General features: G+C 69.6%; 20 protein-coding genes. 5 read left to right on the top strand and 15 right to left on the bottom strand.

The annotated features are described in order from the left end of the window. Positions 1 to 125: 125 nt before the first annotated feature. The 12 genes from DYS74_RS13185 to DYS74_RS18685 form a co-directional block, all read right to left on the bottom strand. Positions 126 to 1,322: a phage major capsid protein gene (locus DYS74_RS13185; protein WP_121534157.1), complete on the bottom strand. Its 1,197-nt coding sequence runs from the start codon at positions 1,320 to 1,322 to the stop codon at positions 126 to 128. 29 nt (positions 1,323 to 1,351) lie between these two features. Then, on the bottom strand, positions 1,352 to 1,909 hold the full coding sequence (locus DYS74_RS13180; protein WP_121534156.1) for an HK97 family phage prohead protease: 558 nt from the start codon (positions 1,907 to 1,909) through the stop codon (positions 1,352 to 1,354). A gap of 10 nt (positions 1,910 to 1,919) precedes the next feature. Then, positions 1,920 to 2,153 carry a GTA head formation protein, RCAP_rcc01685 family gene (locus tag DYS74_RS13175; protein ID WP_121534155.1) on the bottom strand — a complete coding sequence of 78 codons (234 nt, stop codon included), beginning with the start codon at positions 2,151 to 2,153 and terminating at the stop codon, positions 1,920 to 1,922. A 1-nt stretch (position 2,154) separates the two neighbouring features. Then, positions 2,155 to 3,333: a phage portal protein gene (locus tag DYS74_RS13170; protein ID WP_121534154.1), complete on the bottom strand. Its 1,179-nt coding sequence runs from the start codon at positions 3,331 to 3,333 to the stop codon at positions 2,155 to 2,157. A 169-nt stretch (positions 3,334 to 3,502) separates the two neighbouring features. Further along, the gene (locus DYS74_RS13165) at positions 3,503 to 4,804 is read right to left on the bottom strand and encodes a DNA-packaging protein (RefSeq protein WP_121534153.1); all 1,302 of its coding nucleotides are present in this window, start codon (positions 4,802 to 4,804) and stop codon (positions 3,503 to 3,505) included. After that, complete coding sequence (locus tag DYS74_RS18955) at positions 4,797 to 5,123, bottom strand: hypothetical protein (RefSeq protein ID WP_245965283.1); 327 nt, start codon at positions 5,121 to 5,123, stop codon at positions 4,797 to 4,799. The genes DYS74_RS13165 and DYS74_RS18955 overlap by 8 nt, the downstream gene beginning before the upstream one ends. Positions 5,124 to 5,322: 199 nt before the next feature. Continuing rightward, positions 5,323 to 6,489, bottom strand: coding sequence for an endolytic transglycosylase MltG (gene mltG / locus DYS74_RS13155; RefSeq protein WP_121534151.1), 1,167 nt, complete (start codon positions 6,487 to 6,489; stop codon positions 5,323 to 5,325). Further along, positions 6,489 to 7,748, bottom strand: coding sequence for a beta-ketoacyl-ACP synthase II (gene fabF / locus DYS74_RS13150; protein ID WP_121534150.1), 1,260 nt, complete (start codon positions 7,746 to 7,748; stop codon positions 6,489 to 6,491). The genes mltG and fabF overlap by 1 nt, the downstream gene beginning before the upstream one ends. Positions 7,749 to 7,812: 64 nt before the next feature. After that, positions 7,813 to 8,391, bottom strand: coding sequence for an RNA 2',3'-cyclic phosphodiesterase (gene thpR, locus DYS74_RS13145; RefSeq protein ID WP_121534149.1), 579 nt, complete (start codon positions 8,389 to 8,391; stop codon positions 7,813 to 7,815). Positions 8,392 to 8,459: 68 nt separating this feature from the next. Further along, entirely contained in the window at positions 8,460 to 8,693 is a 234-nt protein-coding gene (locus tag DYS74_RS13140; protein ID WP_068765186.1) for an acyl carrier protein, read from the bottom strand. A gap of 173 nt (positions 8,694 to 8,866) precedes the next feature. Next, a complete protein-coding gene (gene fabG / locus DYS74_RS13135) occupies positions 8,867 to 9,604 on the bottom strand; it encodes a 3-oxoacyl-[acyl-carrier-protein] reductase (RefSeq protein ID WP_121534148.1) in 738 nt (245 codons plus the stop codon). A gap of 31 nt (positions 9,605 to 9,635) precedes the next feature. After that, positions 9,636 to 9,785 (bottom strand): hypothetical protein, encoded by a 150-nt coding sequence (locus DYS74_RS18685; RefSeq protein WP_183077529.1) that lies wholly within the window; start codon positions 9,783 to 9,785, stop codon positions 9,636 to 9,638. Between DYS74_RS18685 and DYS74_RS13130 the strand changes: the two genes are divergently transcribed. After that, positions 9,775 to 10,002, top strand: coding sequence for a hypothetical protein (locus DYS74_RS13130; RefSeq protein ID WP_121534147.1), 228 nt, complete (start codon positions 9,775 to 9,777; stop codon positions 10,000 to 10,002). The genes DYS74_RS18685 and DYS74_RS13130 overlap by 11 nt on opposite strands. A 45-nt stretch (positions 10,003 to 10,047) precedes the next feature. Here the strand turns inward: DYS74_RS13130 and fabD are convergent, their stop codons facing one another. Continuing rightward, positions 10,048 to 10,977, bottom strand: a complete 930-nt coding sequence (gene fabD / locus DYS74_RS13125) for an ACP S-malonyltransferase (protein ID WP_121534146.1) — start codon at positions 10,975 to 10,977, stop codon at positions 10,048 to 10,050. Between the two features lie 151 nt (positions 10,978 to 11,128). Between fabD and DYS74_RS13120 the strand changes: the two genes are divergently transcribed. After that, positions 11,129 to 12,340: a cytochrome b/b6 domain-containing protein gene (locus DYS74_RS13120; RefSeq protein ID WP_121534145.1), complete on the top strand. Its 1,212-nt coding sequence runs from the start codon at positions 11,129 to 11,131 to the stop codon at positions 12,338 to 12,340. A gap of 57 nt (positions 12,341 to 12,397) precedes the next feature. On the opposite strand, the gene DYS74_RS13115 is transcribed toward DYS74_RS13120, so the two are convergent. Further along, on the bottom strand, positions 12,398 to 13,327 hold the full coding sequence (locus DYS74_RS13115) for a helix-turn-helix transcriptional regulator (RefSeq protein ID WP_121534144.1): 930 nt from the start codon (positions 13,325 to 13,327) through the stop codon (positions 12,398 to 12,400). Positions 13,328 to 13,466: 139 nt separating this feature from the next. Here DYS74_RS13115 and DYS74_RS13110 point away from each other — a divergent pair, with 139 nt between their 5' ends. Both DYS74_RS13110 and DYS74_RS13105 read left to right on the top strand, forming a co-directional pair. Further along, positions 13,467 to 15,545, top strand: coding sequence for a TonB-dependent siderophore receptor (locus tag DYS74_RS13110; protein ID WP_121534143.1), 2,079 nt, complete (start codon positions 13,467 to 13,469; stop codon positions 15,543 to 15,545). Next, the gene (locus tag DYS74_RS13105) at positions 15,545 to 16,417 is read left to right on the top strand and encodes an alpha/beta hydrolase (RefSeq protein ID WP_245965282.1); all 873 of its coding nucleotides are present in this window, start codon (positions 15,545 to 15,547) and stop codon (positions 16,415 to 16,417) included. Before DYS74_RS13110 ends, DYS74_RS13105 begins: the two co-directional genes overlap by 1 nt. A gap of 26 nt (positions 16,418 to 16,443) precedes the next feature. Here the strand turns inward: DYS74_RS13105 and DYS74_RS13100 are convergent, their stop codons facing one another. Continuing rightward, positions 16,444 to 16,737: a DUF2218 domain-containing protein gene (locus DYS74_RS13100; RefSeq protein WP_121534142.1), complete on the bottom strand. Its 294-nt coding sequence runs from the start codon at positions 16,735 to 16,737 to the stop codon at positions 16,444 to 16,446. Between the two features lie 120 nt (positions 16,738 to 16,857). Here DYS74_RS13100 and DYS74_RS13095 point away from each other — a divergent pair, with 120 nt between their 5' ends. Beyond that, a complete protein-coding gene (locus DYS74_RS13095; RefSeq protein WP_121534141.1) occupies positions 16,858 to 17,757 on the top strand; it encodes a siderophore ABC transporter substrate-binding protein in 900 nt (299 codons plus the stop codon). Position 17,758 lies beyond the last annotated feature (1 nt).

Genomic DNA, 17,758 nt, shown 5'->3' with positions numbered 1-17,758 from the left:
TTCGGGCGCAGACCTCCCGCCGCCGCTCGGACGGAGGGAGCAGCTAGGCGACGACGGTCGGCCCGCGCCCGGCCGGGTCGCCCCGGCTCAGGCAGAGGGCACCGCCTCCGCCATCCTCACCGCCCTCACGAGACGGCGAATTTCAGCAGCTTGATCGCGGCGAAGTCGCTCACATCGCCACCGACCCGCTTCGACGCATAGAAAAGGACATGCGGCTTGGCCGAGAACGGATCGCGCAGCACCCGCAGGTCGGGCCGTTCGGCGATGGTGTAGCCGCTGGCGAAATCGCCGAACGCCAGCGCATAGGCGCCCGCGGCGATGTCGGGCATGTCCTCGGACACCAGCACCGGATAGCCCATCAGCCGCGCGGGTTCCCCCGCCGCCAGCCCGTCGGTCCACAGGAAACGCCCGTCGGCGTCCTTCATCTTGCGCACCGCGCCGGCGGTCTTCGAATTCATCACGAAGCTCGCATTCGCCCGGTATTCGGCCTCGAGCGCATAGACCAGATCGACGATCGCATCGACCGCGTTCACCGCCGCGAAATCGCCATCCGCTCCGGTAGCAACATAGCCAAGCGCCCCCCAGGCCCAGGCGTCGTTCGCCACCTTGGAATGGGTCAGGAAGCCGGTCGGCTTGTCGACACCATTGCCCGAGACGAAGGCCGCCGCTTCGGCACGGGCGAAGCGGTCGGCGATGCGGTTGGCCAGCCAGGTCTCGATGTCGAAGGCAGCATCGTCCAGCAGCCGCTGGCTCGCCTTCGGCATCGCGGCAAGCTCGTGCAGCGGGATCGAGATCCGGTCGATCTGCGGCGTCGCGGTCTCGCTCAGCGTCGCGGTCTCGGTGGCCCAGCCCGAGCCCAGCTCGCTGCGGTCGACCAGCACGTCGTAGGAGGTCGCCTCGACATTCACCACCGTCGCCACCTGGCGGATCGAGGCCGTCGCGCGCAGCACGCCGCGGATCGTCTCCGAGGTCTGCGGATCGACGAGATAGCCGCCCTCGGCGGCCACCGCGGTGTTCAGCGCCTTGCCCTCGAGGCTCAGCGCGCGCAGCCCATCGTCATCGCCCGAGCGCAGATAGGCCGCAAAGGCCTTCTGGTGCGGCGCCTCCTCGAAGGCCGCGGCGGCAAGGGCGGGACGCCCGGCGAAGGTCTTGCTCTGCAGCATGGTCAAACGCTCTTCCTGTTGTTGCATCCTCGTCTCCACTTCCGCCTGAAAGCCCTTGATCTCTTTCAGGAAACCGGCCAGCGCGATTTTCACCCCGTCCGCCGGACCCGGCCCCGCGGACGGCTCCGCCCCGGACCGGGCCTTGAACTCGGTCGTCATCCTTGCACCTCTCTTGCGATGGCGCCGGCTCAGCGCCGGGCCAGCTCGGCCGCAGCGCCATCCAGCGCCTCGGCCAGGTCGCGCCAGATCGCGGCCTCGGGGCTGTCGCCCTTCGCCGCCACCCGCGCCTCACGAAGCATCGGGAAGGTGACAAGCGACACCTCCCACAGCTCCAGATCGGCCAGCAGCCGCTGGCCCTTCGCGTCCTTCGCCGCGCGCACCGTGCGATAGCCGATCGACAGCCCGTCGATCGCCCCCGCACCGATCAGCGCCGCCGCCTCGCGCGCCTTCGCGACGTCGGGCAGCAGCCGCCCCTTGACGTAAAGCCCGCGCGCATCCTCGAAGATCTCCTCCCACACGCCGATCGGCTGGCCCGGGTCGTGCTGCCAGAGCATCTTCACCGTGCCGCCCCGCGCCTTCAGCGCGGCAAGCGAGCGGGCATAGGCACCGGGCGCCACCACGTCGCCGCCCTGATCGGGCAGACCGAAGAGGCTCGCATAGCCCTCGATCGCGGTGCCATCCCGCACGGTCACCGCCTGCCCGCTCGCACAAAACTTCAGCTCAAGCTCGCAATCCGTTGATTTCATGTTGATATCCTCATCTCGGTGCGTATTGCAAAAGGCCCTGCACCGCCTGCGTCAGGATCACCGCGACGACGCCATAGACGGTCATCCACAGCCGTTTCTCGAGCCCGAGGATCATCGCCTCGATCTTCTCGAGCCGCCGATCGACCTGGGCGAACTGCAGCTCCATGATCCGCTCGGTCGCCTCGAAGCGCTGCTCATGGACCTCGAACGGCTCCTTCAGGAAACGCGACCCGCCCGTCGCCATCTCAGCCCTCCGCCAGCGGCGGCAGGCCAAGCGCGGCGCGCTTCTCGGCATCGGTGAGGAAGCTCGCCTCGCCGATCCGTTTCCACTGCGCATCGCGCTCGGCCGCGAGCGCCGGCACCTGGTCAAGATCGGGGCGCAGCTCGATCGTGCTGCCCAGAAACCCCGACAGCCACCACGCCACCGCCGCCGCGACCCGCGTCGCCAGCGGCAGCACGGTCAGCCGGTAAAAGGCCCGGTTCGCCTCGGCGTAATTCGCATAGGTCGCGTCGCCGGGGATGCCCAGCAGCATCGGCGGCACCCCGAAAGCCACCGCGATCTCGCGCGCCGCCGCGGCCTTCGTCTCGTGGAATTCCATGTCCGAGGGCGAAAACCCCATCGGCTTCCAGTCGAGCCCGCCCTCGAGCAGCATCGGCCGCCCGGCGTTGCGCGCGCCCTGGTGATGCGTCTCCATCTCGAAGACCAGCCGGTCGTATTGCTCGGGGGCGAGCATCCCCTGACCGTCCGCGCCGCGATAGACGATCGCGCCCGAGGGCCGCGCGGCATTATCGAGCAGCGCCTTCGACCAGCCGGAGGCGGCGTTGTGCACCTCGATCGCCACTGCCGCCGCCTGCAGCGGGCTCAGCCCGTAATGGTCGTCCTGCGGGTGAAAGCTGCGGATGTGGCAGATCGGATCGGGATGGCCGGTCATGTCGAACCGATGCCGGCGCCCGCCCACGGCATAGTCATAGGCCACCGGCCAGCCATCCGCCCCGGGCACCACCGACATCCGGTCGGCGCGCAGCACGTGCAGCTCGCGCGGCAGGCCCGGGTCCGGCACCACCGCCTCGAGATAGCCGTTGCCGCTCAGCAGCAGCTGACCGAACAGCGCCTCGAAGAACTCCGCCCGCCCCTGGCCCGCATTCGGGCGCCGCAGCAGGTCAAGCACCGGATGCACCTCATAGCGCCGCTCGGCGTCCTGGCAGATCAGCGGCACCGCCGCCGCCGCCTCGGCGATCAGCCGCACCGAGCGAAACCCCACCGGGTTGCCCAGGAAGCCGAGCCGGGTGAGCGAGCTCGTGTCGCGCGGCCCCCAGACCGGCCGGCCGGCCCCCGTCGCCATTGCCGCGATCCGCCCGGTGACCGAGGCCTTGCGCTCGGGCGCCACCTCCGGCCCCTGTCGGCGAAAGAAGTTGATCCCCATCCGGTTCTCCTCGTCTTCGTATGGGCCCGGGCCCCGGGCACGGTCGGAAAAGGGGCCGGGAATGACCCCGGCCCCTGAACGGTTGCTGTGCGGCTTCTGTCGATGGCGGCGGCGGGGGTTTCACACCCCCGCACCCCCGTGAGGTATTTTCCGCAAGGAGAAAGAGGGGTCAGAGTCCCCGAACCTGCGGCCGTCGCCACTGCCGCGAGGGCTCGATGATGAGCTCGGTCAGCGCCCAGACCAGCGCATCCGCCCGGTCGGGCGAACCGCGGCCCTGATAGCCCTGCACCGTCATCCGGCACAGCTGATCCTCGAGCACGCCCAGCCGGCCGGTGCGCAGGTGCTTGACCCGGCCCTGTTCGTAAAGCGCCGCGACCGGCTCGGCCCGCGCCGCCTTGCCGCGCGCGGCGCGCAGCGCCTTGAACGGCACCAGCGGGTCGATCTGCCGAAGCACGCTCTCGACCAGATCGCCGCCCTGGTTCACCTCGGCCACCAGCCGCTCGGCGCCCCATTTCTCCATCGCCGCGATCGCGGCGCGCGCCCAGTCGGTCGGTCGGCCGCGCGCCGTGCAATCCTCGAGCACATAGGCGCGCCAGTCCTGCGCCGGTCCCGTGCTGACGACGCCCGCGACGATGATTCCGCATTCGTCCGCGCCCGCCCCCGCCGTCACCGCCGGATCGACGGCGACGACGATGCGGTCGAGCGCCGGCGCCGTCGCGACCCGCGCCGCCTCGAGCGCGGCGGTACTCCACAGCGCGCCCTCGACATCGTCAAGCAGCACGCCGTCGAGTTCCTGCCGGCCAAGTCGCGTGCCGGCATAGCGCCCTCGCACCTCCTCGAGGAAGGAGGCCGCCAGATAGGCCCGGTTCGCCTCGGTCGGGGCATGGGTGACGACGGTCGAGGGGTTGTGCAGGATCGCCTTCAGCACGCCCACGTTGCGCGGCGTGGTGGTGATGACCTGCTGCGGATGATCGCCAAGCCGCAGCGCGAATTGCAGCATGTCCCAGGTCTCCTCGGCCATCTTCCATTTCGCCAGCTCGTCGGCCCAGGCGGCATCGAACTGCGGCCCGCGCAGCGCCTCGGGCTCATGCGCCGAAAACGCCTGCGCGGTCGCGCCGTTCGGCCAGACCAGCCGACGCCGCCCCGCCTCCCACTCGGGCCGCCGGTCGGGCGGCGAACAGGCCAGGATGCCGCTCTCGCCGAAGATCATCACGTCGCGCACCTGATCGAAGGTCTCGCCCACCAGCGCCACCCGGGCGGCGCGGCCGGGGTCCGCGGGCCGCGCCCCCTCCACCTGCGCGCGCACCCATTCGGCCCCCGCCCGTGTCTTGCCCGCGCCGCGCCCGCCCATGATCACCCAGCTCTTCCAGGCCCCCGCCGGCGGCAGCTGATGCGGCAGCGCCCAGAACTCGAAGATCCAGGGCAGCGCCAGCAACGCGCCATCGCCCAGCCCCGACAGGAACTCATCCACCTGTTCCGGCGTCGCGGAGGCGAGCCAGGCGGCGCCCGATCTCAGCGCGGGCGGCGTCGAAGTCGAGCTCGCCGGTTCCGACGACCCCGGCAACCTGCTTGCGGAGTTTTTCAACGCGTGTCCTTTCATCCATCACCATCTGGAAGGCGGCCCGAAGGTCCTTCACCGCCTGCGCGGCGACCTTCGCCTCCTTCAGATCCCCCTGGCGAACCCCTCGCATCGCCAGCGCCAGTTCCCCGGCAATTTCCCGATACAGAAGCTCGGTCTCCGTCAGCAGATCGACTGCCGGCGGAGCCCCTCCCGAGAAGGTCATTTCCATCTGTCGTGAACCCGCCTCTCATGCCTGATCCGCACGAGCGAAATGAAAAAGCGCCGACGGTTTCCCGCGGCGCTTGCCCACTTCTCCTAGCATGAGAAATCTCTACCTTAGAGCGTTCGCAAAGTCAATCGCTAAATCCAGGGTTGTGCCCGGCAGGCAAAAGGAAACCCCCGGAAGAACCGGGGGTTTCGCTGAAAGATCAGTTATTTGTGCTGTCCGCCGGCGCCGCCTTTTCCAGCGCACGCCACTTCGCGACATTGCGGTTGTGCTCCTCGAGCGTCTCGGCAAACACATGCCCGCCGCTGCCATCGGCCACGAAGAACAGGTAGGGCGTCGAATCGGGATGCAGCGCCGCCTCGATCGCCGCGCGACCGGGGTTGCAGATCGGCGTCGGCGGCAGGCCCGCCACGACATAGGTGTTGTAGGGCGTCTCGCGGCGCAGCTCGCTTTGCCGCAGCCCCCGGCCCAGAACGCCCTGCCCCTTGGTCACACCATAGATCACCGCCGGGTCGGTCTGCAGCTTCATCCCCTGCTCGATGCGGTTGACGAAGACGCTCGCCACGCGCGTGCGCTCCTCGGCGATGCCCGTCTCCTTCTCGACGAGCGAGGCCATCACCAGCGCCTCCTCGGGGGTCGAATAGGGCAGGCCCGAGGCGCGCCCCTCCCAGGCCGCGGCCAGGATCGCCGCCTGGCGCTTTTCCATTTCGGCGATCAGCGCCCCACGGTCCGAGCCGCGCTTCAGGTCATAGCTTTCGGGCGCAAGGCTGCCCTCGGCCGGCACCGCCTTGATCTCGCCCTGCAGGAAATCGGCCGATTTCAGCGCCTCGACGATCTGCCAGCTGGTCGCGCCCTCGGCCACGGTCACCCGCAGCCGCACATCGGCCTTGCCCGCGGCCTCGGCAAAGCCTTCGGGCGCGGTCTCGGTCTTCGGGTCGAACTTCGCCTGCTCGACATAATCGCCCGTCGCCGGGTCAAGCTCGCGCAGGATCATCTGCTGACCGGTCACCCCGACGCGATAGTTCAGCTCGGTGCCACAGGTCGACGGCCCGCCCGAGGTCACCTGCTCGACGATGCCCCGCATCGTCGCGCCCGGTTCGATCAGGTAGGAGCCGAACTTCAGATCGCCGCTCTTCTTCGCGTAATCCGCCCCGGCACGGAAGATATAGGCCGACGAGATCGCGCCCTTCGCCCGCAGGTCTTCCGACACCCGCGCAAAGCTCGCGCCCGGCTCGACCTTCAGGCAGACCGCCTGGGCCAGCGGCCCCGGCGCCTCGTACTGCTTCTGCGCCCAGGCGACGAGGCCGCCAAGCGCCACCAGCAGCACGATCAGCACCGTCAGGAAGTTCGAGACGACATGCCGCCACATCAGGCGCGAACCTTGCCGACGATGAGGCTCGCGTTGGTGCCGCCAAAGCCGAAGCTGTTCGACAGCGCCACGTCGATCTTGCGCTTCACCGCCACCTTCGGCGCCAGGTCGATCGTCGCCTCGGCGGCCGGGTTCTCAAGGTTCAGCGTCGGCGGCGCCACCTGGTCGCGGATCGCCAGGATGCAGAAGATCGCCTCGACCGCGCCGGCCGCGCCCAGAAGGTGGCCGATCGCCGATTTGGTCGAGCTCATCGTCGCCGTCGCCGCGGCATTGCCGAGGAAGCGCTCGACCGCGCCCAGCTCGATCGTGTCGGCCATGGTCGAGGTGCCATGCGCGTTGATGTAGTCGATATCCCCGGGCGAGATCCCCGCCCGCGCCACCGCGGCCTTCATCGCGCGATATCCGCCGTCCCCATCCGAGGCCGGCGCGGTGATGTGATAGGCATCGCCCGACAGGCCATAGCCCAGCACCTCGGCATAGATCTTCGCGCCGCGCGCCTTGGCGTGCTCGTATTCCTCCAGCACGACGACACCCGCGCCCTCGCCCATGACGAAGCCGTCGCGATCCGTATCCCAGGGACGCGAGGCCTTCACCGGGTCCTCGGCCGCGGTCGACAGCGCCTTGCAGGCGTTGAAGCCGGCGATGCCGATCTCCGAGATCGGGCTTTCCGCGCCGCCCGCAACCATCACGTCGGCATCGCCGAGCATGATCAGCCGCGCCGCGTCGCCGATCGCGTGGGCGCCGGTCGCGCAGGCCGTCACCACCGAATGGTTCGGCCCCTTGAAGCCATAGCGGATCGAGACCTGCCCCGAGGCGAGGTTGATCAGCGAGGCGGGAATGAAGAACGGGCTCACCCGCTTCGCGCCCTTCTCCTTGATCAGCACCGCGGTCTCGGCAATCGTCGACAGCCCGCCGATGCCCGAGCCGATCATCACGCCGGTGCGTTCGCGGCTCTCCTCGTCCTCGGGCTGCCAGCCGGCATCCTTCACCGCCTGATCGGCCGCGGCCATCGCGTAAAGGATGAACTCATCGACCTTGCGCTGATCCTTCGGCGCCATCCAGTCGTCGGGATTGAACGTGCCATTGGTGCCGTCGCCGCGCGGGATCTCGCAGGCGTATTTCGTCGTCACACCGCTCGCGTCGAAACGGGTGATCGGCCCGGCCCCAGATTGTCCGGCAATCAGCCGCGACCAGGTCTCTTCGACCCCGCAGGCCAGCGGCGTGACCATACCCAGACCCGTGACGACAACGCGACGCATGCTCGACCTCTCAGAGTATTGCTCGTTCGGGCCCTGATACACGGGCCGGTCGAACCGTGCAACGTCAAGCACCGCCGCGCTGCGGCAAAGCCCCTGGAAAATCGAGCGGATAGGCCGCCAGTTCCTCGTAGATCGGCCCCTCGGCGCGCAGGTGCGAACGGATCATCGAAAAGCCCGTCACCTCGAAGGGATTGAGCGCCAGATCGCCCCGCGCCTGCAGGAAGCGGCCCAGCCGGCCGGCGTCAAGCGCCCCGAAATCGCGCCCGAAGCGCGAAAGCGTCACATGCGCGCGGAACCGCCGCCGCGGCAGCACCAGCCCCGCCGCCCGCGCCGCGCCCGCAACCGCGCGCACCAGCGCGTCAAGTCCGGGCTCGGGGCGCAGCCCCACGACCACCGCCTCGGGCCGCTCGGCCGGGCCGAAAACGCTGATCCCGGCCGGGGCGAGCCGGAACCCCGGCAGCCGGATCGTCTCGAGCGCCGCATCCAGCTCGGCCGCCTCGCGGCCGTCGATCTCGCCCGCGAAGGCGAGCGTCAGGTGCAGGTTCTCCTCGGCGACGGGCCGGCCGCAGCCGAGCTCGTCTTGCAGCGCGCCAAGGCGCGCCGTCACCTCTTCGGGCAGCATGATCGCGACGAAGACCCGCATTCCCCCCTCCGGAAACGAAAAACGGCGCCCGCAAGGGGGCGCCGCTCAGGAAAGTCTGACCGGAAGGATCAGACGGCTTCCGAGATGAATTTCACCGCGTCGCCGAAGGTCTGGATCGTTTCCGCGGCGTCGTCCGGGATCTCGATGCCGAACTCTTCTTCGAAGGCCATCACCAGCTCGACGGTGTCGAGGCTGTCAGCGCCCAGATCGTCGATGAACGAGGCGGTCTCGGTGACCTTGTCCTCTTCGACGCCCAGGTGTTCCACGACGATCTTCTTCACGCGATCAGCGATGTCGCTCATGTCTTTTCCTCAGTTTGAGGGCCTTGGCCCGTCCCGTATTCCGTGCTCGCAAGAGCGGCTTGGCGCCCCCGGCCGGGGGCTGAAAGCCCAGGGCAAAGGCCCTGACCTGTTCCCCCGCGCCTATAGCACAGTCATGCCTCAAGGCAAGCCGTTTCGCAAGCGCGGGCGGCGCGTCAGATCATCGCCATGCCGCCGTTGACGTGCAGCGTGGCGCCGGTGACATAGCCCGCTTCCGGACTTGCCAGATAAAGCACCGCTGCGGCGATTTCCTCGGCAGAGCCCATGCGGCCGGCCGGGATCTGGCCAAGAATCTTGCCCTTCTGCTCGTCGTTCAGCTTGTCGGTCATCGCCGTCGCGATGAAGCCCGGGGCGACGCAGTTCACCGTGATACCGCGGCTCGCGACCTCATAGGCGAGGCTCTTCGACATGCCGACAAGGCCGGCCTTGGCGGCGGCATAGTTGCCCTGCCCGGGGTTGCCGGTCGCGCCGACGATCGACGAGACCGAGATGATCCGGCCCCAGCGGGCCTTCATCATGCCGCGCAGGCTGCCGCGCATCAGCCGGAAGGCCGAGGTCAGGTTGACGTCAAGCACCGACTGCCATTCCTCGTCCGACATCCGCATGAACAGGTTGTCGCGGGTGATGCCGGCGTTGTTCACCAGGATATCGAGCGAGCCCATGGCCGCCACCGCCGCCTTCGGCAGCGCCTCGACCGAGTCCGCGTCAGAGAGGTTCGCCGGGCAGACATAGGCGCCCTCGCCCAGCTCGGCAGCCAGCGCCTCGAGCGGTTCGACCCGCGTCCCCGACAGCGCGACCTTCGCCCCCGCGCCATGCAGCGCCTTCGCGATCGCCCCGCCAATGCCGCCCGAAGCGCCCGTCACCAGCGCCGATTTCCCCGTCAGATCAAACATCGCTTTCCCCTCGGATTGCCGTCGCGTCTCCTTAACAGCGTTCCGCCCGCCCCGCCAGCCGTCGCGTCCGCCGCAGCACGGCCGCAATCTCTGTCATAATGATGCCGTCTTTGGCTGCGACCGTCTCGGCATTGAACACGACGACACTGATTTCACAAAGTGGCAGATAGATGAATTTCATTACTCCGACCGCCCGCACGGAACCTGCGGGCAGCTCGATTTACGACAGCATTCTCAGCTTCGGCGGCGGCCTCGCGCTGCTGACCCTGCTCGTGCTGACCATCCTGTGCGCCGCAGTGCTGCGCGAATGGTCCCACCCGAAGGAGGACACCGCACCTCTCCCCCGGCACGCGCCGCGGCGCCGGGAGCACCCGCGCGCCTCCTGTCGGCGGACATGAAAAAGGGGCGGTCCCCCGCCCCTTCCCATCCTGCCGCCGCCGGGCTCAGCCCTTCAGCTTGGCGATGTCCTCGGGCGTACCCACGGCCGCCTGGGTGGTCTCCTTGGCGATGCGCTTGATCATCCCCGACAGCGCCTTGCCCGCGCCGATCTCCCAGAACTCGGTCACGCCCTGACCGACCATCCACTGCACGCTCTCGCGCCAGCGCACCGAACCGGTGACCTGCGCCACCAGAAGCCTGCGGATCTCCTCGGGGTCGGTGACGGCATGGGCGACCACGTTCGCGACGACCGGCACCACGGGCGCCTGGATCGCGACGCCCGCAAGCGCCTCGGCCATACGCTCGGCCGCGGGCTGCATCAGCGCGCAATGGAAGGGGGCGGAGACCGGCAGCATCAGCGCCCGCTTCGCGCCCTTCGCCTTGGCGATCTCGACCGCGCGTTCGACCGCGGCCTTCGCGCCCGAAACCACGACCTGCGCCGGGTCGTTGTCATTCGCGGCCTGACAGACCTCGCCCTGCGCCGCCTCGGCGGCGACCGCCGTCGCGGTCTCGAAATCAAGGCCGAGGAGCGCCGCCATCGCACCGACACCCACCGGCACCGCCGATTGCATCGCCTCGCCGCGCACCCGCAGCAGCTTCGCCGTGTCGGTGATGCTCAGGCTGCCCGCCGCGCAGAGCGCCGAATATTCGCCGAGGCTGTGCCCCGCGACAAAGGCCGCATCGGTCACCGCGAAGCCCTCGGCCTCGAGCGCGCGCAGCGCCGCCATCGAGGTCGCCATCAGCGCCGGCTGCGCATTCGCGGTCAGCGTCAGCGTCTCGATGTCGCCCTCCCAGATCAGCGCGCTCAGCTTCTCGCCAAGCGCCGCGTCGACCTCCTCGAAGACCGCGGCCGCCGCCGGCCATGCCTCGGCCAGCGCCCGCCCCATGCCGATCGCCTGCGCGCCCTGCCCCGGGAAAACAAATGCTCGGCTCATGCCATCCTCCGTATCCGAATTTGTCCACCTCTAGCCCGGCCCTGCCGCCGGGGCAACTCCTGCGCACACCCGCTGTGCACCCACCCGCGTGGCCGGCAGCCGCGCAAGCGGCTATCCTGCGCCCCTCCCGAACAACGGCCCGAGGCCTTCGATGCTTTCCAACACCCCCACGTCCTACGGCACGCCTGCCCGCGCCTTCCACTGGCTCGTCGCACTGCTGATCCTCAGCGCCGTCGCACTCGGCCTCTATGGCGAAAGCCTGCCGCGCAGCGCCGAGACGATCGACACGCTGAAGACGCTCTATTCCGCGCACAAGACGATCGGCGTCGCGGCCTTCTTCACCGCGCTCGCCCGCATCCTGTGGGCGCTGGTGCAGCCCCGCCCCACGCCGCTGCACCCCGAGCGCCGGCTCGAGACCTTCGGCGCCGAACTGGTGCACTGGGCGCTTTACGGCGCGATGCTGGTGATGCCCGCCTCGGGCTGGATCAGCCATGCCGCGCAGGCGGGCTTTGCGCCGATCCTGTGGCCCTTCGGCCAGACCCTGCCCTTCGTGCCGCAGTCGGATGCCGTCGCCCATGCCGCCGAGGGCGTGCACAAGCTCTCGGCGCTGGTGCTCTATGCCGCGGTTGCGCTGCATATCCTCGGCGCGCTGAAGCATGTGGTGATCGACCGCGATGCGACGCTCGCGCGGATGACGCGCGGCACCGCGGCGGGCCCGGGTGTGGCCGATCATTCGGCGCTTGCACCGCTGCTCGCCATCGTGGTCTGGGCCGCGGTGATCTCGGTTGCGCTGCTGGTGCCGCCGCCGGCCGAGGACGGCGCCGCCCCCGCCGAGGTCGCCACGACCGCGCCTGCCCCCGCCGCGACGCCGGCCGCCAGCACTGCCGGCAACTGGCAGGTGACGCAGGGCACGCTGGGCTTCACCGTGAAGCAGATGGGCGCCGAGGTCAGCGGCAGCCTGCCGAACTGGACCGCCGACATCGCCTATGACGAGGCGACCGGCACCGGCACCGTGACCGTGACGATCGACACCACGACGCTGGTGCTCGGCTCGGTCAGCGATCAGGCGAAGGGCGCCGATTTCTTCGACACCGCGACCCATCCGACCGCCACCTTCACCGCCGCGATCACCCGCACCGAGGGCACGGCCCATACCGCGACCGGCACCCTCACCCTGCGCGGCACCGAGGTGCCGGTGGTGCTGCCCTTCACCCTGGCAATCGCCGGCGACACCGCGACGATGACCGGCGAGACCACGCTCGACCGGCGCGCCTTCGGCATGGGGGCAAGCTATCCCGACGAGGCGACGGTGGGCTTCAATGTCGGCGTGCAGATCGCGCTGACCGCCACCCGCAAGGGCTGAGCCCCGCGCCCACTCGTACACAAGGCCGGCGTTCCGACGCCGGCCTTTTTGCTGCGCTCAGCGCGCGCCTCGCGCATGCAGCGCCGAGGGCGTCAGGCCGAAGCGGCGCCGGAAGGCGGTGGCAAAGCTCTCTGCCGAGAGGAACCCCGCCAGATGCGCCGCTGCGGCGACACTTTCCCCCCGGCACAGTGCCTCATGCGCGCGGCACAGGCGCAGCTCGCGGATGCGGGCGCGGGCCGGCACGCCATGGGCGCGGTGAAACAGCCGCTGCGCCGAGGACAGGCTCATCGAACCCGCCCGGGCGATCTCGGCCAGATCCGGCACCGGCCCGGGAGTCAGCGCACAGGCCTCCATCCGGGCCAGCCGCTCGGCCTCCTCGGGGCGCAGCGCCGGGCCCTGTGCCAGATGCTCGACACAGCGCGACAACAGCGCCAGCACCAGCGCCTCGCGCGCAAGCGCCGTCGCACCGCCGCCGGCATCCAGCGCCACCAGACGCTCGCCGAGCGCCGCCTCCTCGGGCGTCGCGGCCCGCGCGCCCTGCACCAGCTCGCGCCCGCCGAGCAGCGCCTCGCGGCCGATGCCGCGCGCCTCGAGCCAGTCCCAGCCGACCGAGACGGTGACCTTGCGCAGCCGCTCGCCCCGGCGGGCGCGGCGCACGAAGGGCAAGGGCCGCGCCGTCGCCGAATGCACCAGCTGCACCGGCGCGCCCGGCGCGCGTGCCACCGCCATCGGCGCGCCGCCGATCGTGGCCGTCACCTGCCCGTCGAAAACCAGATGCAGCACCAGCCCCGCCGGCCGCGTCACCCGGGTTTCGAAATCGGTCTCGGCAATCGCGTCAAGACTGTGCGTCTCGGGCCCCGCGGGCAGGGCATGCGCCTCGCGCAGGCCGCGCAGCGCCACCCGGTCATCGCGAATCGTGGCGCCGAAATCGCGCCCGGCGCGGCGCACCGGCGCCGCGATCTCCCCCAGCCGGATCAGGTCCTGCATCGGTTCCGCCTCCGAAATTGAACGTCTGCGCAAGACTTCTGGCTCTCTCGCGAAGGTTCGCCGATGGCGGAGCGGTCTTGGCGCGCCTAAAGGACTACTAAAATACTCAAGTTTCAAGAACCGAAGGGATGGCAAAACGATGAAACGGCAGCTGCGCGTGGCCCTGCTGGTCTCGACGGCGCTTTGTGCGCCCCGGGCCTGGGCCGAGGACACCTATGCGCTCGAGGACATCACCGTCGAGGGCGCAAGCTATCAGACCGAGGGCAGCGACAGCTATCGCTCCGGGCTGATCTCGGTCGGCGAGAAGGCCGCGATGACACCGCGCGAGGTGCCGCAGTCGACCACCGTCATCACCCGCAAGCAGATCGAGGACGGCGGCTATACCGCGCTCGAGACCGCGCTCGAGGACACCGCGGGCATCCTGGTGCTGAACAACGACACCGGCCGCTCGTCGCTGTTCTCGCGCGGGTTCGAGTTCGACTACCTCTATTACGACGGTCTGCCGGCGCCGGTCAGCTCGATCTACGGCACCCAGCCCGATCTGGCGATCATCGACCATGTCGAGATCCTGAAGGGCCCCTCGGGTCTCTTCATCGGCACCGGCTCGCCCGCGGGCTCGGTCAACATGCGGCTGAAGCAGGCGAACCGCACCGATCCGGGCGGCTACGTCACCACCACCGTCGACGACAACGGCCAGACCCGGATCGAGGGCGACGTCGGCGGCAGGCTGAACGCCTCGGGCACGCTGCGCGGCCGCGCCGTGGTGGCCTATGCCCGGGGCGACGGCTTCGTCGACAAGCAGACGAACGGCGTCACCGACTATTACGGCACCCTCGCCTGGGACGCGACGCCCGACACCACGGTGACGCTCTCGCTCAACCACATGGAGCGCGACATCGACCCGTTCAACGGCCTGCCGACCTATGCCGACGGCTCGCTGATCTGGATCGATCCCTCGGCCACCACCGCCGCCGACTGGAACCATTTCGAGAATTCGGTCACCGACGCGATTGCCGCGGTCGAGCACCGGCTGGCGGGCGGCGGGCGGCTGAAGTTCAGCCTGCGCCAGTCGCACCAGACGGCCGACTTCAAATACGCCTATGCCAGCGGCACCGCCGACGCCGACAATGTGATCTCGCAACTTGCCTGGATCTCGCGCAAGTTCACCCAGGATTCGCTCGCCCTCGACGCCCATGCCGAGCTGCCCTTCACCCTCGGCAGCTGGCAGGCAACGACGATCCTCGGCGCCGATTACCAGAAGACGAATTCGACGCTCTACGCCGCCTCGGGCCGGATCACCGGCAGCTTCGATCTCGACGACTGGGACGTGTCCTCGATCGCCGATCCGAGCGTGACCTACGGCACCCCGACCCGCACCGACACGATCAGCAAGGGCGTCTATGCCCAGATGCGGGTGAAGCCGGTCTCGGCGCTGACCCTGATCGGCGGCGCGCGCTTCTCCTGGTATGACAGCACCGTCACCACCGCGGGCGTGCCCGCGCGCAGCCAGGTGAGCAGCCACCTCACCCCCTTCGCCGGCGCCACCTGGGACATCAGCCCCGACACCACGCTTTACGCCAGCTATTCCGAGATCTTCGCGCCGCAAAGCGTGACCGACGCCGCGGGCAAGCTGCTCGACCCGCTCGAGGGCAAGCAGTACGAGATCGGGGTGAAATCGGAACTGGCGAGCGGCATCAACCTTTCCGCCGCGCTCTACCGGCTTGAACAGGTCAACCGGCCGATCGCCGTCACCGGCGAGACCTATTCTGTCGCCGGCGAGAAGGTCCGTGTGCAAGGCGTCGAGCTGGAAGCCGCGGGCGAGATCGGGCGCAACCTGCATCTGTCGGGCGGCTACACCTATTCCGACACCGAATACCTGTCGGGCCCGAGCGAGGGCGAGGATTACTCGACCTATACCCCCGACCACCTGTTCAAGATCGCGCTCGAATACGACGTGACCGAGGGCGCGCTCGAGGGCTGGAGCTTCGGCACCCGGCTGCGCGCAATGTCGAGCTTCTCCTCGCGCGGGATCAAGGCGCCGGGCTACGGGGTCGTCGACGTCTCGGCGGCGCGGCAGCTGCCGGGCGATGCAGAGCTGCGGCTGACCGTCGCGAACCTCTTCGACAAGGCCTATTACAGCCGCGTTGGCTCGACCACGGTGTTCAACTTCCGCGGCGAGCCGCGCACCGTCTCGCTCGCGCTGACGAAGCGGTTCTGATGACCCCCTTCGCCAGTCTGGTCCTGGGCCTCTCCACCCTCGCGGGTGGGGAGGCGCTTGCACAGGATCTGCCCGCCCGGAACCTGCCCGCCGGAGACGCCACGCCCCACGCCGAGATGGCGCTGGCCGGGCTTGGAAGCCCGGTCACGCTGGAACGCTCTGCCCAGTTCGACGTCGCGGGGCCCGCGGGCGTGCTGCGGGTGCTGGTCTCGGCCCCCACGGCCCCGCCACCGCCCTCGGGCTATGGCGTGATCTATGCGATCGATGCCGGCTGGACCTTCGGCACGCTGCGCGACACGCTGCGGCTGCAAGGCGGCGATGCGCCCCGCGGCCCGACGGTGGTGGTGGCGCTTGGCTGGCCGGTGCCCGACCTGATCGACCTACCGCGGCGCGGCCCGGATCTCGTCGGCAGCAACGCCGCGGCGACGCTGGCGCTGCTCACCGACACCATCGTGCCGCGGATCGAGGCGGCGCTGCCGGTCGACCCGGCGCACCGGATGATCCTCGGCCATTCCTTCGGCGGCGCCTTCGCGCTGCGCGCCGGGCTGACGCACCCCGAGCTGTTTTCACATATCGCGGCGGGCAGCCCGTCGATCTGGACCGATCCGGACTGGTTCCTGCGCACACCTCCTCCGCAGGCCGGGGCGCCGAAGGTTCTCGTCACCCTCGGTGCGCTGGAATTCCCCGAGGCCGCCGCGGCTGCCGGCACTCCGCCCGAGCGGGTCGACCGGCTGCGCGCGCGCGACATGGCCGGCCGGGCCGAGGCGATGGCCACGCGGCTTGGCACCCAGGCCGAGATCGTCGACGGCGCAAGCCACGGCAGCTCCGTGCCCGCCTTCCTTGCCCGCGCGGCGGGTTTCCTGTGGCGCTGACACGGCGGGCCTCAGCCCGCCTCCCTTCAGCCCGCCTCCACAGCCCAGTCGAGACCGTGGAAAGCCTCGCGATGCGCGAAGGTCACAAGATGCGAGTCGATGACGAACCGCGCCTGGATCATCGCCTTGGCGTCCTCGGCCACGAGCCGGAAGCTGACGCCCTCGGCATCGGCCACCATCTCGGCCGGGCCGGTGGGCAGGGCGGCGCGGCCCGAGGTCTCGGTCCATTCCGCCTCCACCTTGTGGGCGAAATGCTTGCACAGCTGGGCGATGTATTTCGCGCCATGCGGGGTCGTCATGCGGGCGGTCGTCACGAGCATCGATCAATCCTGATTTTTTCTGTAAACTATCCTCTGGCCAAATCCGCCGCAAGGGGCTACCTCTACCCCGCCGCGAAGCCAGTGCCAGCCACGCGCAGATCACCAGACAGGAGATTTCCGATGAAACTCGCTGCATTCGCGGGCGCCTTCGCCCTTGTCGCCGCAACCGCCGCAACCGCCCCTGCGGGCGAGGTCGAGATCGCCACAGCCCGCGGTCCGGTCACCCTTGCGGCCAGCCCGGCCCGCGTCGCGGCCTATGACGCGGCGGCGATCGACACCCTGCTGGCGCTTGGCGTGACGCCGGTGGGCGTGCCGGAAAAGCTCTATGATCCCGACCTCGCCGCGGCCGAGAAAGGCGCGACGCCGATCGGCACGCTGTTCGAGCCCGACCTTGAGGCGCTTTCCGCCCTCGTTCCCGACCTGATCGTGGTCGGCGGCCGCTCGGCGCCGAAGTTCGACGCGGTGGCGCAGCTCGCGCCGACCATCGACATGACGATCTCGCCCGATGTGGCGGGCGACGCCAAGGCGCGGCTGGCGGCCTATGGCACGCTCTTCTGGCGCGAGGCGAAGGCGGCCGAGCTCGGCGCCGCGCTGGATGCGCAGATCGCCGCTGCGCAGGCCGCCGCGAAAGGCAAGGGCAATGCGCTGATCGTGCTGACCAACGGGCCGAAGATCTCGGCCTATGGCCGAGGCTCGCGCTTTGGCTGGCTGCATGACCTGATCGGCCTGCCCGAGGCGCGCCCGGGCCTCAGCCCGGAGGTGCATGGCGATGCGATCTCCTTCGAATTCATCGCCGAGGTGAACCCCGACTGGCTGATCGTGGTCGACCGCGGCGCCGCCGTCGGGGCCGAGGGCGCCTCGGCGCGCGAGACACTCGACAACCCGCTGGTGAACGGCACCAGGGCCGCGAAGGCCGGCCACGTGGTCTATCTCGACGCCTCCAAGCTCTACATCTCGGGCGGTGGCTATACCGCGCTGAGCCGCACCCTCGCGCAGATGACCGCGGCGCTCGAGGGGTGAG

It is taken from the genome of Paenirhodobacter hankyongi, from assembly GCF_003664585.1.
Classification (GTDB): domain Bacteria; phylum Pseudomonadota; class Alphaproteobacteria; order Rhodobacterales; family Rhodobacteraceae; genus Rhodobacter; species Rhodobacter hankyongi.
This window is presented reverse-complemented; position numbering and strand designations above follow the sequence as displayed.